The organism is Natronococcus sp. CG52, from assembly GCF_023913515.1.
Classification (GTDB): Archaea; Halobacteriota; Halobacteria; order Halobacteriales; family Natrialbaceae; genus Natronococcus; species Natronococcus zhouii.
On the sequence record NZ_CP099391.1, the window covers coordinates 2,068,269 to 2,082,053 of the forward strand.

The window sequence follows — 13,785 nt, forward strand, 5'->3', positions numbered from 1 at the left end:
ATGCAGACCAACACACTCATCGAAACGCTCGATACCCACACGGCGGGCGAACCAACTCGTATCGTCACGAGCGGCGTCGACAGATCACAGATTCGCGGCGGCAGCGTCGCCGACCAGCGCGACCGGTTCGCCGAGAGCCACGACTGGCTGCGCGAGCTACTGATGTGCGAACCGCGCGGTCACGACGACATGTTCGGCGCCGTCCCGGCCGAGCCTCGAGCCGACGAGGCCGACGTCGGACTGTTCTTCATGGACAGTCGCGGCTACCTCGACATGTGCGGGCACGGAACCATCGGCGCCGTGACGGCGCTGATCGAAACCGGGCAGCTCGCACACCGCGAGACGGTGATCGTCGAAACGCCGGCTGGCCTCGTTCGCACTCACCCGACGATGGTCGACGGACGCATCGGACGGGTCGCGATCGAGAACGTCGACTCCTTCGTTTACGACGCCGTGACGGTCTCGGTCGAGTACGACGGGGCGGTCCGCTCGATCCCCGTCGACGTCGTCTTCGCCGGCAACGCGTTCGCGCTGGTCGACACCGACGGGATCGGGGTGGCGGTCGAGCCCGAACGCGCCGACGAATTCGTCGAACTCGGACTCGCCGTCCGCCGCGCCGTCAACGACAGGCTCGAGATCACGCACCCGTTTACGGGCGAGCGAGACGAGGTGTCGATCGTCGAGTGCTACGAGCGCGGCGAGGACGCGGATCGGAACGTCGTCGTCTTCGGCGACGGCCAGGTGGATCGGTCCCCCTGCGGCACGGGCACCTGCGCCAAGATGACGCTGCTCCACCACGAGGGCGAGCTAGCGGTCGAAGAACCGTATCGATACGAGAGCATCATCGGCACGCGGTTCTCGGGACGGCTCCTCGAGGCCACCTCGCGGAAGGGGATCACGATAACGACGCCCGAGGTGACCGGCTCCGCTCACATCACCGGCCAGCACACGTTCCTCAGGGACGAGCGCGACGACCTGGCCAGCTTTTCGCTTTCGACCGCGACCGGGGGCGACTGAACGGATCAGCGCCGCCGCGTTCGGTCGTTCGACGGTAGTTCAGGTAGTCGGACGGAAGGGAACGGAAAACGAAGGCGGAGGGACTGTTAGAATCCTCCTCTCCGGAGCAGTTCGTGACTGAAACAGCTGTTAGGTAGAGAGGCGAACTGAACGGTGATTTCGTGACAGCTATCCGAAATAGGTCCGAGTCGAGGATCCACCAATAGTGCAACCGGTTCCCCGCTTCTGTGGGACGAAGCTCCGCAGCGACGGTCTTTTTTCAGAATAGCGGGTTTCAACGGAGCCGAATCGGATGCTATGGAACGGTCGGCGCGTCGAGTCCTTCAGTCGTTCTGGGTCGTGATGTCGGCCGAGAGGCCCTGGGCCATCTCGATGTCGTCGGAGTTGTTGAGCGTGAACGCGGTGCGCTCGGTGACGGCTTCGATGACCTCGCGAGCGCTCGGGTAGCCGTTACCGGACTTCTTGACGCCGCCGAAGGGCAGGTGGACCTCCGCGCCGATACACGGCAGGTTCGCGTACGCGAGTCCGACCTCCGCGTCGTCGCGGAACTGGTGGATCTTACGGTAGTCCTCGGAGATGATCGCACCGGCGAGTCCGTAGTTCGTGTCGTTGTGGATCTCGAGCGCCCGATCCATCTCGCCCGAGTACTCGATCAGGGCGACGTGGGGACCGAAACACTCCTCCTGGAGACAGCGCAGGTCGGAGTCGTACTCGGTCTCGTAGACGAACGGCCCGACCCAGTGGCCCTCGTCGTGACCCTCCGGGATCTCGCTCTCGTCGAGTTCCGCGCGGTCGACCAGCACCTCGGCTCCCTCCTCGCGGGCGAGTTCGTTGTGTTTGTGAATCTTCTCGACGTGCTCGGCCTCGATGGCCGGCCCCATGAACGTGTCCTCTTCCAGGGGATCGCCGACCGCGACGTTCTCGGCGACCTCGACGAAGCGCTCTTTGAACTCGTCGTAGACGTCCTCGTGGACGATCAGGCGCTCGCTCGAGACGCAGCGCTGGCCGGTCGTCTTGAAGCTGGACATGACCGCGGAGTGAACGGCGGTGTCGAGGTCGGCGTCGTCCGCGACGATGACCCCGTTTTTGCCGCCCATCTCGCAGGCCGCGAGCTTGCCGGGTTCGCCGCCGACCTTGCTCGCGATCTCGTGACCGACCTCCGCCGATCCGGTAAAGAGGACGGTGTCGACGCGCTCGTCGTCGGTGATCGCCGCGCCGGCGTCGCCGAAGCCCTGGACCATGTTGAAGACGCCCTCGGGAACGCCGGCGTCCTCGAACATTTCGGCGATGATCTGGCCGCACCACGGCGTCTGCTCGGCGGGCTTCCAGACGACCGTGTTGCCCTCGACGAGCGCGACGGCCATGTGCCAGAACGGGATCGCGACCGGGAAGTTCCAGGGGGTGACGCAGCCGATGACGCCGCGAGGTTTCCGGCGCATGTAGGCGTCTTTCGAGGGGATCTCGCTCGGGATCACGTCGCCGTGGGGGTGGCGGGCGTTCGCCGCGGCCCACTCGACCATGTGGTAGGCCTCGATGACGTCGGCTTTCCCCTCCGAGATCTCCTTGCCGCACTCCCTGGTCACGATCTCCCCGAGTTCGTCGGTTCGTTCGCGCAGTTCGTGGTAGATGTCCCAGAGGTACTCGGCGCGGTCGATGTAGGAGAGTTCGCGCCACTCGTCGTAGGCGTCCTCGGCGGCCTCGAGGGCGGCGTCGACGTCGTCGGCCGTTCCGCGGTGGAACTCCGCGAGGGTCTCTCCCGTCGCCGGGTTCTCGCTCTCGAACGTCTCGGAGCCGGTGCCGTCGATCCACTCGCCGGCGATGTAGTGTCGATGCGTCTGCGTCCCTGTCTGCTGACTCATACTCGCAGGTGGTATCCCACCCCTCTGTATTGGCCCCCTCCCATGGTCGGTTTGGCTACCTTTATCCGCGTTCGACACCCCTACAGTGGCAGATGGACTCAGATCCAGATGCTTCCGCGTTCGAGGGACACGTTCCCCGCGGTGCGCGCCTCACCCTCGAGGTCTGGCACCCGGACTGCTGGACGCTCGAGACGACCGAGAAGACGGACGCGGGCCTGATCGCACACACGGTGTTCAACGCGGCCGACGGGAAGGTCAAGGGCCACTTCACCGTCTACGGTGATTCGTTCGAGTCGGTCGACGCGCTCATCGAGGCGACTCGGGAGTCGGAGCTAACGTCGTCGGTCGCCGAGATGCAGCGACGGTACGAGTTCGAACACCGCGGGCCGACGCCGGGGAACACGACGAAGGAACTGTTCGTCGAGTACGAGCCGCGGAACACGATCAGCGACGGCCTCGTCTCCCAGGGATTCCTCCAGGACGCTCCCGTCCGGATTCGCGACGGACTGGAGTACTGGTCGGTGTTCGTCGACGAAACCGATCGAGACGCGCTCAACGAGCGCCTCGAGGCGATACGAACGGAGTACGGCGCGGAGATCAGCGTGACCAAGATCTACTCGCACGAGTCCCGATCCGCGGACATCCCGCGACGGGTCGACACGCTCTCGGAGCGTCAGCGCGAGATCTACGAACTCGCCTGCGAGCACGACTACTACGCGTGGCCCCGCGAGATCACGACCCGGGAACTCGCCGACCAGGCCGGTCTCGCGAAGACGACGCTCCTCGAGCACCTCCGGAAAGCCGAGGCGAAACTGCTCAATCCGGACGACGACGTCGACTCGCTGTGAGCTATCGAGGGTGGGCGCCGACTCGAGCGACGTGATCGTCCTCGCCTGTGCGGGCCGGTTTTAATCCAGTTGCATTCGGGATGAGAAGATTGGTCGGGTGGCGGTTTATGGGCCTCGTCTCACACGCTTTCGGTAGATGATTCCGCCAGTCGCGAGCAAGTTCGTCGCCGGCGAAACAGCCGGCGGAGCGCTCGACCACGTTGCGGTACTCAACCGACGGAACGTCTCGGGCATTCTCAACCTTCTCGGCGAACACTACCACGATCCCGCCAGCGCCATTTCGGACACGAACGCGTACATCGAACTGATCGACGAGATCGCTGCGACGGACGTCGACGCCTGCGTCTCGGTGAAACCGTCCCAGATCGGCCTCGATATGGGCGACGAGGAGTTCGAAGCGAACCTCACGAAGATCGCCGACCGCGGCGCCGAACGCGGCGTCTTCGTCTGGGTCGATATGGAAGATCACACGACGACCGACGTCACGCTCGACGTCTTCGAGTCGCTCGCCCGCCGTCACGACGGCGGTGAGCGTTCCGACGGAACGCGATCCTCGTCGGACCGATGGTCCGACGGCGGAATGGGGCTCTGCGTGCAGGCGAACCTCAAACGAACTCGCGAGGACTTGGAGCGTCTCGCCGACGTTCCGGGAAAGGTTCGACTCGTCAAGGGTGCGTACGACGAACCGGCGGACGTCGCCTACACGGAGAAAGAACGCGTCGACGAGGTCTACCGCGAGCACCTCGAGTACATGTTCGAACAGTTCGAGGACGGGATCGCGATCGGCAGCCACGATCCGGCCATGATCGCACACGTCCGACAGCTTCATCGAACGCACGGAACGCCGTACGAGGTGCAGATGCTGATGGGCGTCCGGACCGAAGCCCAGTACGAACTGGCGAGTGACGACGTGACGGTCTACCAGTACATCCCCTACGGCGACAGGTGGATGTCCTACTTCTATCGGCGCCTCCGTGAGCGCAAGGAGAACGTCCTGTTCGCGCTGCGAGCGATCGTCAGCTAGCGTAGCCGCCGAAACGCTACGCACCCGATCGCACAGCCGCCGTGCGACCGGTGTGTGAATCGTTTCAGTTGGCGCGAGAGCTGCCCGACAGCTTCTTTGGAACGCCCCGAGCAGGGAGCGGTATGCAGTTTCTCGTCGGCACTGACTCCGTACACACGACCGCAGCGATCTGTAACTACCTCGAGCGGCGAGCGACTCCCGAGGACGACGTCAGCGTGATCGCCGCGTTCCCACCCGACGACCGGAGCGTCCGACGTGACGGGCAGGAGGCGCTGAACGTCGCACCCGTTCGCCTCGCGACCGTCGGAAGAGTCGAGACCGACCTCCGGGAGGGAGAGCCCGTGTCGATCGTTCTCGAGGCCGCCGACGAGGTCGACGCCGACGAGATCATCGTCGGTTCCCGCGGCGGTACGCCGGGGTCGGCCGCGGCGGTCGGGTCGTCGACGCAGGATCTTCTCGAGGATGCGTCGTGGCCAGTCGTCGTCGTTCCGATCCCCGAACTCGACTGAACGCGAGCGTTCATACGGTCGGTTGAAAGTCATTTCCCGTTCGATCGCGATACGGTGCTGTGATCGAGCGGCAAATCGTTTCAACCGGGCGTATCAGTCGTCGGCGGGTGCCGCGTCCGGTCGGTAGCCCCGGCTGATCACCTTCCACTGCCCGGTCGAGAACCGGTAGTAGTTGATCGCGGCCGGGGCGGCGGTCTCGGCGACGAAGGCGAGGTACAGCCCCGTCAGACCGAGCGCCGGAATCGAGACCCCGGGAACGGTCAGGCCGAGCACCGGAACCGACAGCGACGGGATCGTGAGCCCTGCGGCGCCGAGGTACGCCAGCGGGATCGCGAGCCCGAACATCCCGACGAGTTGGCTGTAGAAGGGCCAGCGCGTGTCGCCGCTGGCCTTGAGCGCGCCGTCGGCGCCCGTCGAGACGCCCTTCAGGATGACGGCGAGGCAGGCCGCGTAGATGAGCGAGACCGCGGTTGGGATCGAGAGTTCGGCCGGATCGTCGGTAAAGAGGAGAACGATCGGCTCCGCGGAAACGAAGACGATCACGGCCGCGACGACGTAGATGGCGACGGCGAACCGGATGATCTCCCGGCCGTACCGTTCCGCCTGGACTTCGTCGCCGCCGCCGAGTTCCTGGCCGACGAGGCTCGAGGCAGCCAGCCCGAAGCCCCAGCCAGGGGTGTTCATCAGCCCCCAGATACGTCGGGCGATGACGTAGGCGGCGACGACCTGCGGGCCGAAGAGCGCGACGATGGCGAGCATCGGGAACTCGGCGATCGTCCAGACCGACTTCGTCCCCAGCACGGGGAGGCCGATCGTTGTCAAATCCCGGACGGTCTCCGCGTGGAAGTAGCTCCCGAAGGGGTCGATGCTGACCGGGAACGTGCCCACGCCGGGGAGCCAGCCCGCGACGAGCCCCAGGGCGAAGGTCGCGGTGACGACGACGTTCGCGAGGACGGTTCCCATCGCCGCGCCGGCGACGCCCAGTCCGAGCCCGAAGATGAGAATCGCGTTGAGCGCGATGTTGGCGACGGCGCCTCCCGCGCGGACGATCATCGGCGTCCAGGCGTCGTCCATCCCGACGAACGTGCGGCTGCCGATGAGGTTGAGACCGGCGAAGGGAATGCCGAGACCGACGATCTGCAGGTACGTCGCGCCCAGATCGATCGTCTCGGGATCGTTACCGATTAGCGAGATTAGCTCGGCCGGATAGGTCCAGAACACGGCCGTAACCGGCAGCGTGAGGAGGATGACCAGAACGGTACTGCAGCGGACGGCCTGTCCGAGCGAATCGAACGATTCGGCGCCGTAGCGCTGGGAAACGAGCGCGATCGTCCCGCCGGCGACGCCGCCGCCGATGGCGAAGGCGAGCCCCCAGAACGGCGAGGCGAAGCCGACGCCGGCGATCGCCGTGGAGCCGACTGCGACGCCGACCATCGCGACGTCGACGGCGTTCTTCGACATCCGCGCGAGCCCGGTGACGACGCGGGGCCACGCGAGGTCCGTCGTACGCTGCGCTCGCTCGGCCTCGATCAGGCCGAGACGGGCAAGCGCGAGCCCGATCCAGAGGATAACCAGCCGGATCGGGTTGGGAACGCGACGAACCACGAGAATCGAGTGTCCGTAACCAGGCCCGATAAAAAGGCCTTCTCGAGCCGGCAGAGGGATCCGGTTTCGAATCGATACACGCTACCGACTCGCACGCTCACTCGACGACGAGCACGGGTCGCGAGGACTCCGTCGCGACCTGGCTGGAGACGCTCTTACGAAGGAATCGTTCGAGACCCCGGTTTCGACCCATAACGATGAGGTCGACGTCCTGTTCGTCGGCGTAATCGAGAATCGCACGGTGACGAAGCCCGTGGGTGACCGTCGTTCGAACGTCGTCGACGTCCGCCTCGCTCGCGCGTGAAGCGACGTACGACACCGCTTCCTCGCCCGCAGGCTCGAGGTCGTCGAAGTCCATTCCGGGCGCGATTTCGGCCGAGTTGATGACGTACAGTGCGTGCAGCGTCGCGTCGTGGACGCGCGCGAGTTCGATCGCCTCCTCGATCGCTCGCTCGGTGTTCTCGCGGCCGTCCGTGGGGATCAGAATCGCGTCGTACATGGGAAGACGTTCGACGGGAACGAACAAAAGCGTCCAGCCGACCGTCGCCCGTTGGCGGGTGCGAAACGGTCGGTAGGCGGCGGACGCCCGATCGAAACCACCGCGTTCGAACGGGTAGCGGACAGCTACTTAATTCAGCGGTTCGTGAACGAATTTCCCGATGAGCGACGAAATCCCGTTGTTCGAAATCGCCTGGGACGAACGTGACGTAAAGAACGCGGTCGACTCGATCACGCGCGGCTCGTTCTGGGCCAACGGTCCCTACATCGAAGAGTTCGAATCCGGTCTCGAGGCCTATCTCGGCGTCGAACACGCGGTGACGGTCAACTCCGGGACGACGGCGCTGGTCGCTGCCCTCGAGGCTCACGGAATCGGGGAAGGCGACGAGGTCATCGTCCCCGCATTCACGTTCATCGCGACGGCGAACGCCGTTCGCCTCGCCGGTGCGCGACCGGTATTCGCGGACATCGAGTCGGAGACGTACGGCCTCGATCCGGCCGCCGTCGCCGAGAACGTCACCGAAGACACGGCTGCCATCATGCCGATTCACCCGTACGGTGCGCCCTGTCGGATCGGCGCCCTCGCCGACATTGCTTCCGACGCGAACGTTCCGCTGATCGAGGACGCGGCCGAGGCGTTCGGGAGCGAGTATCGCGGGCGCGCGCTCGGAACGATCGGCGACACCGCGACGCTGAGTTTCTGCCAGAACAAGGTCCTTCCGACCGGAGAGGGCGGCGCCGTCGTCACCGACGACGACGAACTCGCCCGGCGACTCGAGCGATTCCGCTCGCACGGGCGCGCTTCCGAGGACTACTTCAGTTCAGCCGGGAGCGGCGACTACGTCGCACTCGGCACGAACGTGCGAATGTCCGACCTCGTAGCGTCCGTCGGCTGTGCGCAACTCGAGAAGGTCGACGAACTCATCGCGGAGCGCCGACGGGTCGCAGCGCGCTACACCGCGGGATTGACCGACGCACCCGGCGTCGAACCACACACGGCCGTCGACGGAGATACGCACGTCTACCAGCTCTTTACCGTGACACTTGGCGCGGACGTGGATCGCGACGCCGTTATCGACACGTTAGCCGAACGGAGTATCGCCTCGAAGGTCTACTGGGATCCGCCGGTTCACCTAACGCACGCCTACCGGGAGCGCTACGGTTACGAACGGGGCCTCCTTCCGGTAACGGAAGGGGTTAGTGAGCGCGTTCTCTCCCTGCCGATTCATCCGGAACTTCGGAACCGCGAGGTCGATCGTATCGTCGCCGCCGTTCGCGACGGAGTCGAACGCGGACGAGCCGCATCGGTGACCGCTCGAGCCGCGAGCCAACCCCTCGACGATGACGACGCTCGGACGGAACGGTAACCACCGACTGACACTCACCCCAACCGACGCATAACAAAGGGGACAGATCGGGGTGTTCTGACTATGCCGCGCCGTGTCGTCGTCGGACCGACGAACCGGCGCCGCTGCATCCGTAACTATGAGATGGCCAGTGATCACAGCGGAGGGAGCGTCGATCCGTGACGCGATTGTTCGGATCGATCGATCGGAAGGGAAGGGTATCGTCGTCGTCGACGAGCAACGTCGACCCGTGAGAACCGTGACGAGCGACCGACTCAGGCGAGAACTGTACGAGGGCGCGACGCCGGCGACGCCGATTTCGTCTGTCGTCGACGACGCGCCCCCCGGACGAGCGGCGAGCGACAACCGCTCTCTCGACGTGGCGGCCGGTGGGCTCGAGACCGGAGCGACTGCCGCGCCCGATTCGGGATCGGACGCCGTCGAAACCGTTCTCGTGGTCGGCGGCGCCGGCTACGTCGGCTCGGTGCTCTGTCGAATCCTGCTCGAGGAGGGGTTCGCGGTTCGCGTTCTCGATCCGCTCATGTACGGCGACGCCGGCGTCGCAGAGCTCGCGGATCACGACCGGTTCACGCTCCACCGGGGTGACGCCCGGTCGCTCGAGACGGTGCTGGACGCGATCGAAGGAGTCGATGCCGTCGTCCACCTCGGCGGAATCGTCGGCGACCCGGCGACCGAACTCGATCCCCGAAAGACCCTCGAGTACAACCTCCACTCGACGCGACTGCTCGCGTCCGTCTGCAAGTACCACCAGCTCAACCGGTTCGTATTCGCCTCGACCTGCAGCGTCTACGGAAAGAGCGAGAACGCAGCCGGGCGACTGGCCGAAGACGACGAACTCAATCCGGTCTCGCTGTACGCGCGGATGAAGATCCAGTCCGAGCGACTGCTCCGCGATCTCGCGGACGAACAGTTCTCGCCGACGATCCTCCGCATGGCGACGGTCTACGGCTACTCGCCCCGGATGCGGTTCGATCTCGTCGGAAATATCCTTCCCGCGAAGGCCCACGAGCAGGGTGTCATCCCCGTCTTCGGCGGCGACCAGTACCGGCCGAACGTTCACGTCGAAGACGCCGCGAGCACCTACGTCGACTGTCTGACCGCACCGCTCGAGGACGTCGCCGGCGAGGTGTTCAACGTCGGCTCGAACGAGCAGAACTACCGAATCGACGAACTCGCGACGGTCGTCGCGGACGCGTTCCCGGACGCCGAGATCGAGTATCACGAGGAGCAAACCGACGAGCGAAGCTACCGCGTCGAGTTCGAGAAGATCCGATCGGCCCTCGAGTTCGAACCCGAGCGGACCATCCGCGATCACTGTCTCGAACTGAAGGTGGCGTTTGAGAGCGACGAGTTTCCGGCGCACACCTCGACCCGGTTCAGCAACTACGCGACGCTCGAGAGCGCCCCCTCCTTCGAGGAGACGGAGGCGGTGATCGACGAACACGAACCCCCTACGTTCGACGAACGGGACGAACGGACGCCCACTCCCGACGCGCGGAGTGACGGCAAGCAGTCGACCGGAATGCACTGATCCCGACGGGTTCGAACAGTAGCCGACGACCTCGAACGGCTCAGACCCGCTCGACGATCGTCGCGGCTGGTCCGCCCGTCCGACGACGGCGGTCCTTGGTTACCGCGGTTGGCTGACGGCTCCTCGTTCTCGTCGGTGTGTTTTGTCATCGATTCGCTTCCCGCCTCGCCGCGCGGATGGGTCGAAAAAGCGTCCGACACCGTTCTAACCGCTGGACCGGTTTTCCGGCTCGAGTGCGGAGTATTACTCGCCGACACACCGCCGGTGGTGGTCGACGGTCCGTTTCGCCGTACCACCGCTCGAACTCCGGAAACACAGCCACTGACCGATCGGAACCGATCGGTCTCGGCGATGCGCCCGCTGCCCCTCGACGTCGCCGACGGAAATCCGTGCACTTAAACCTGTGCCCGCGAAATGAGTACTCGAACGATCACGTCGCTCCCGTAACCGACGCTGGTGTTCACGACGGTTCGATTCCGTCGGTCGGCGTTACGGCGGCCACAGCGGCGGGGTTCCTCCCGTACCCATCCCGAACACGGAAGATAAGCCCGCCTGCGTTTCGGTCAGTACTGGAGTGCGCGAGCCTCTGGGAAATCCGATTCGCCGCCCCCACTCATACTCCTATTTCGCGCACCTGCTGAGCGGCCGTACCGGCCCTCGAAGCGCCGGTGTCGTTTCGACGCTCGAGTGTCCTCTCGCGTAGCTGTCCGCCGGCCGAACGAACGACTTGAGAGGCGAGTCCGACTATCGGAACGAGCGACGAACGCGCTCTCCGGGAGCAGCGACGACGCTCTCGGTTTCCGTTCCGAGTTGGCAACCCCTGCAGAAGTGGTGGTGAGTAACTCGAGACGAGAACTCCCATCGGACTCGAGTACCGATACGACAGCCACAGTATACTAACGAAACTATCCTGAAGTACGGATGGGCGGGGAATCGGTTCCGTACTGCGATCGGGTCCTCTACGCTGACTCTCCGTATACTTATCAACACCGAGAAACGTTATTGCCACTGCCGACCTACTAGGTGTTGGCATGGCCGCACAAACACACACCACCGTCGAAGAGAACGAGCGACTCTCCCGCCGGGTTCCGGAAGAGATCGCAACGGAGCGCAATCTCGAGTTGATCGACGAACTGTACGCCGCAGACGCCGTAGAACACCTTCCGATGGGGGACACTCGAGGACTAGACGAGATCCGGGCGGACTTCGAGCGATTCCTCGAGGCGTTTCCGGACTTCTCGGCAACGGTCGAGGACAGCGTCGCCAGCGGGGACACCGTCGCGATGCGCGTCACGCTTCGGGGGACCCACGAGGGACCGTTTATGGGAATAGAACCGACGAACCGCACGTTCAAGGTATCGAACATGGTCTTCACGCGCGTTCGAGACGGGAAGATCGTCGAACGATGGGTGCAGCCGGACATGCACGGGATGCTTCGGCAACTCGGCGTCGTCGAATCGCCGATCGCGTAGTGCGATTCGACGTCCGGTTTTCCGACGGTACCGACCGGGTTGATAGCGCTGCTCAGCCTCCGTAGCCCTGATCATGACGCAGAATCACTCGGAATCCGACGACGAAGCGCGACGGTCGCGACCATCGACCGAGGCGAGTTACGGCATTCCCGAGCGCGAGGACGGAATGCTCCCCTGGACGTTCGTCGAAGAGAAAATGCGCACAGATCAGCGCTACTGGGTGACGACGATCTGTCCTGATGGAGTTCCACACGCGCGGCCGACGTGGGGCGTCTGGGTCGACGGAACGTTCTACTGCGGCGGCGGCGAGCGGACGCGCTGGGTTCGGAACCTCTCGCGGAACAGTGATATCGTGATCCATCGAGAGGATGCAGAGGAGGTCGTCATCATCGAGGGGACCGCATCGCGTCTCGACGCCGAAACGGGAGACTCCGCGCTCGTCGAGCGGATCGACGCGGCGTACGAGGAGAAGTACGATATCGACCACGGAACGCCGTTTTTCGGCGTTCGTCCCGACGTCGTGTTCGCCTGGTCGGAGTATCCCACCGACGCGACTCGATGGACGTTCTCGGAGTAGTGTGTTTGTTATTGCCTAGCAAAGTATTTTCGTTCGGCCGACCACTAGGTGCGTGATCGAGATGGCACGAGGACAGCGGGCCGAAGACAGCGGTGTCGCAGCGCTCGAGGAACGACTCCGCGGTGAACTTCTCCGAGAGGACGACGAGGGCTACGACGAGGCGCGGACGGTCTGGAACGCGATGATCGATCGAGAGCCGGAACTCGTCGCTCGTCCGACGGGGGTAGCGGACGTCGTGGCTGCGGTCGACTTCGCCCGGGAAACAGACCGTCTGGTCTCGATAAAGGGAGGTGGGCACAGCGTCGCCGGAAACGCCGTCTGTGAGGACGGATTGATGATCGATCTCTCCGAGATGAAGGGGGTCCACGTCGATCCGGCAACGCGCACGGTTCAGGTAGGTCCCGGCGCGACGGTAGGCGACATGGACCACGAGACGCAGGCGTTCGGTCTCGCTACCCCGGGCGGTGTCGTCTCGACGACCGGCGTCGCCGGGCTCACGCTCGGCGGCGGTTTCGGCTGGCTCTCCCGGCGGTACGGCCTCGCAGTCGACAACCTGCGGTCGGCCGAGATCGTCACGGCGGACGGTGCCGTAGTGACCGCGAGCGAGGACGAGAACTCTGACCTGTTCTGGGCGATCCGGGGCGGCAGCGGTAACTTCGGGGTCGTCACCTCGTTCGAGTTCGACCTCGTGGAGGTCGGTCCGGAGGTGCTGTTCGGGCCGGGCGTCTACCCATACGAGGACGCGGCCGACGTGCTCCGTCACTATCGCGACTTTTGCCGCGACGCACCGAACGAGTGCTGCGTCTGGGCGGATAGCATGACCGCGCCGCCGCTGCCGTTCCTCCCGGAGGACGTCCACGGAAGCACCGTTCTCGTCCTCATGCAGGCCTACGTCGGCGATCTCGAGGAGGGCGAGCGCGTGCTCGAGTCGCTCCGCGAGTACGGCGACCCTATTGCCGACGCCGTCGGGCCGGCACCGTACGCGACGGCACAGCGCACGTTCGACGACTTGCTCACTCCGGGCGCACGCAACTACTGGAAGTCGCACAATTATACCGAGCTAACCGATGCGACGCTCGACACCGTCGTCGACTACGCTAACCGGGCGCCGACGCCGCAGTCCGAGGTTCTCATCCACCAGGTCGGCGGGGCGATCAACGACGTCGCTCCGGATGCGACCGCGTACCCACATCGGGAAACCGCATTCATCATCACTCCCGGCGCACGGTGGGAAGATCCGGCAAACGACGAGGAGTGCATCGCGTGGGTGCGAGCGTGCCACGACGCGCTCGCCGAGGATGCGACCGGCGGCACGTACGTCAACTTCGAGGGTGAACGCGAGGGTCACGAACGTAACGCCTACGGCGGAAACTACGACAGGCTGGTCGAAATAAAAGTCGAGTACGACCCGACGAACCTGTTCCGGGTGAACCAGAACGTCGAGCCACCGACGGCGCGATCGGACGACGACTGAGCGC

12 protein-coding genes and 1 rRNA gene are annotated in these 13,785 nt (G+C 64.8%); 10 read left to right on the forward strand and 3 right to left on the reverse strand.

Annotated features, from left to right (window positions below; genetic code table 11):
• Positions 1-1,017 (forward strand): proline racemase family protein, encoded by a 1,017-nt coding sequence (locus NED97_RS10485; RefSeq protein WP_252486993.1) that lies wholly within the window; start codon positions 1-3, stop codon positions 1,015-1,017.
• Between the two features lie 323 nt (positions 1,018-1,340).
• Here the strand turns inward: NED97_RS10485 and NED97_RS10490 are convergent, their stop codons facing one another.
• On the reverse strand, positions 1,341-2,876 hold the full coding sequence (locus NED97_RS10490; protein ID WP_252486994.1) for an aldehyde dehydrogenase family protein: 1,536 nt from the start codon (positions 2,874-2,876) through the stop codon (positions 1,341-1,343).
• 92 nt (positions 2,877-2,968) lie between these two features.
• On the opposite strand from NED97_RS10490, the gene NED97_RS10495 reads away from it, so the two are divergent.
• From NED97_RS10495 to NED97_RS10505, 3 genes are all read left to right on the forward strand, one after another.
• Positions 2,969-3,724, forward strand: coding sequence for a helix-turn-helix domain-containing protein (locus NED97_RS10495; protein WP_252486995.1), 756 nt, complete (start codon positions 2,969-2,971; stop codon positions 3,722-3,724).
• A gap of 136 nt (positions 3,725-3,860) precedes the next feature.
• On the forward strand, positions 3,861-4,748 hold the full coding sequence (locus NED97_RS10500; protein ID WP_252486996.1) for a proline dehydrogenase family protein: 888 nt from the start codon (positions 3,861-3,863) through the stop codon (positions 4,746-4,748).
• Positions 4,749-4,870: 122 nt separating this feature from the next.
• Positions 4,871-5,257, forward strand: coding sequence for a universal stress protein (locus tag NED97_RS10505; RefSeq protein ID WP_252486997.1), 387 nt, complete (start codon positions 4,871-4,873; stop codon positions 5,255-5,257).
• Positions 5,258-5,350: 93 nt separating this feature from the next.
• Here the strand turns inward: NED97_RS10505 and NED97_RS10510 are convergent, their stop codons facing one another.
• Both NED97_RS10510 and NED97_RS10515 read right to left on the reverse strand, forming a co-directional pair.
• Positions 5,351-6,862, reverse strand: coding sequence for an MATE family efflux transporter (locus tag NED97_RS10510; RefSeq protein ID WP_252486998.1), 1,512 nt, complete (start codon positions 6,860-6,862; stop codon positions 5,351-5,353).
• Positions 6,863-6,959: 97 nt separating this feature from the next.
• Positions 6,960-7,361, reverse strand: coding sequence for a universal stress protein (locus tag NED97_RS10515; RefSeq protein WP_252486999.1), 402 nt, complete (start codon positions 7,359-7,361; stop codon positions 6,960-6,962).
• A 160-nt stretch (positions 7,362-7,521) separates the two neighbouring features.
• On the opposite strand from NED97_RS10515, the gene NED97_RS10520 reads away from it, so the two are divergent.
• The 6 genes from NED97_RS10520 (at position 7,522) to NED97_RS10545 (ending at position 13,781) form a co-directional block, all read left to right on the forward strand.
• The gene (locus NED97_RS10520; protein ID WP_252487000.1) at positions 7,522-8,727 is read left to right on the forward strand and encodes a DegT/DnrJ/EryC1/StrS family aminotransferase; all 1,206 of its coding nucleotides are present in this window, start codon (positions 7,522-7,524) and stop codon (positions 8,725-8,727) included.
• A gap of 118 nt (positions 8,728-8,845) precedes the next feature.
• Complete coding sequence (locus tag NED97_RS10525) at positions 8,846-10,258, forward strand: NAD-dependent epimerase/dehydratase family protein (protein ID WP_252487001.1); 1,413 nt, start codon at positions 8,846-8,848, stop codon at positions 10,256-10,258.
• Between the two features lie 490 nt (positions 10,259-10,748).
• A 5S ribosomal RNA gene (gene rrf, locus NED97_RS10530) occupies positions 10,749-10,870 on the forward strand.
• 419 nt (positions 10,871-11,289) lie between these two features.
• The gene (locus NED97_RS10535) at positions 11,290-11,730 is read left to right on the forward strand and encodes an ester cyclase (RefSeq protein ID WP_252487002.1); all 441 of its coding nucleotides are present in this window, start codon (positions 11,290-11,292) and stop codon (positions 11,728-11,730) included.
• Positions 11,731-11,803: 73 nt separating this feature from the next.
• The gene (locus NED97_RS10540; protein ID WP_252487003.1) at positions 11,804-12,307 is read left to right on the forward strand and encodes a pyridoxamine 5'-phosphate oxidase family protein; all 504 of its coding nucleotides are present in this window, start codon (positions 11,804-11,806) and stop codon (positions 12,305-12,307) included.
• A 61-nt stretch (positions 12,308-12,368) separates the two neighbouring features.
• The gene (locus NED97_RS10545; protein WP_252487004.1) at positions 12,369-13,781 is read left to right on the forward strand and encodes an FAD-binding oxidoreductase; all 1,413 of its coding nucleotides are present in this window, start codon (positions 12,369-12,371) and stop codon (positions 13,779-13,781) included.
• Positions 13,782-13,785 lie beyond the last annotated feature (4 nt).

Excerpts from the sequence above, each read along its gene's own strand:
- NED97_RS10540 (WP_252487003.1), top strand. The coding sequence starts at position 11,804 with ATGACGCAGAATCACTCGGAATCCGACGACGAAGCGCGACGGTCGCGA.
- NED97_RS10485 (WP_252486993.1), top strand. The coding sequence starts at position 1 with ATGCAGACCAACACACTCATCGAAACGCTCGATACCCACACGGCGGGC.
- NED97_RS10490 (WP_252486994.1), bottom strand. The coding sequence starts at position 2,876 with ATGAGTCAGCAGACAGGGACGCAGACGCATCGACACTACATCGCCGGC.
- NED97_RS10535 (WP_252487002.1), top strand. The coding sequence starts at position 11,290 with ATGGCCGCACAAACACACACCACCGTCGAAGAGAACGAGCGACTCTCC.
- NED97_RS10500 (WP_252486996.1), top strand. The coding sequence starts at position 3,861 with ATGATTCCGCCAGTCGCGAGCAAGTTCGTCGCCGGCGAAACAGCCGGC.
- NED97_RS10545 (WP_252487004.1), top strand. The coding sequence starts at position 12,369 with ATGGCACGAGGACAGCGGGCCGAAGACAGCGGTGTCGCAGCGCTCGAG.
- NED97_RS10525 (WP_252487001.1), top strand. The coding sequence starts at position 8,846 with ATGAGATGGCCAGTGATCACAGCGGAGGGAGCGTCGATCCGTGACGCG.
- NED97_RS10520 (WP_252487000.1), top strand. The coding sequence starts at position 7,522 with ATGAGCGACGAAATCCCGTTGTTCGAAATCGCCTGGGACGAACGTGAC.
- NED97_RS10515 (WP_252486999.1), bottom strand. The coding sequence starts at position 7,361 with ATGTACGACGCGATTCTGATCCCCACGGACGGCCGCGAGAACACCGAG.
- NED97_RS10495 (WP_252486995.1), top strand. The coding sequence starts at position 2,969 with ATGGACTCAGATCCAGATGCTTCCGCGTTCGAGGGACACGTTCCCCGC.
- NED97_RS10505 (WP_252486997.1), top strand. The coding sequence starts at position 4,871 with ATGCAGTTTCTCGTCGGCACTGACTCCGTACACACGACCGCAGCGATC.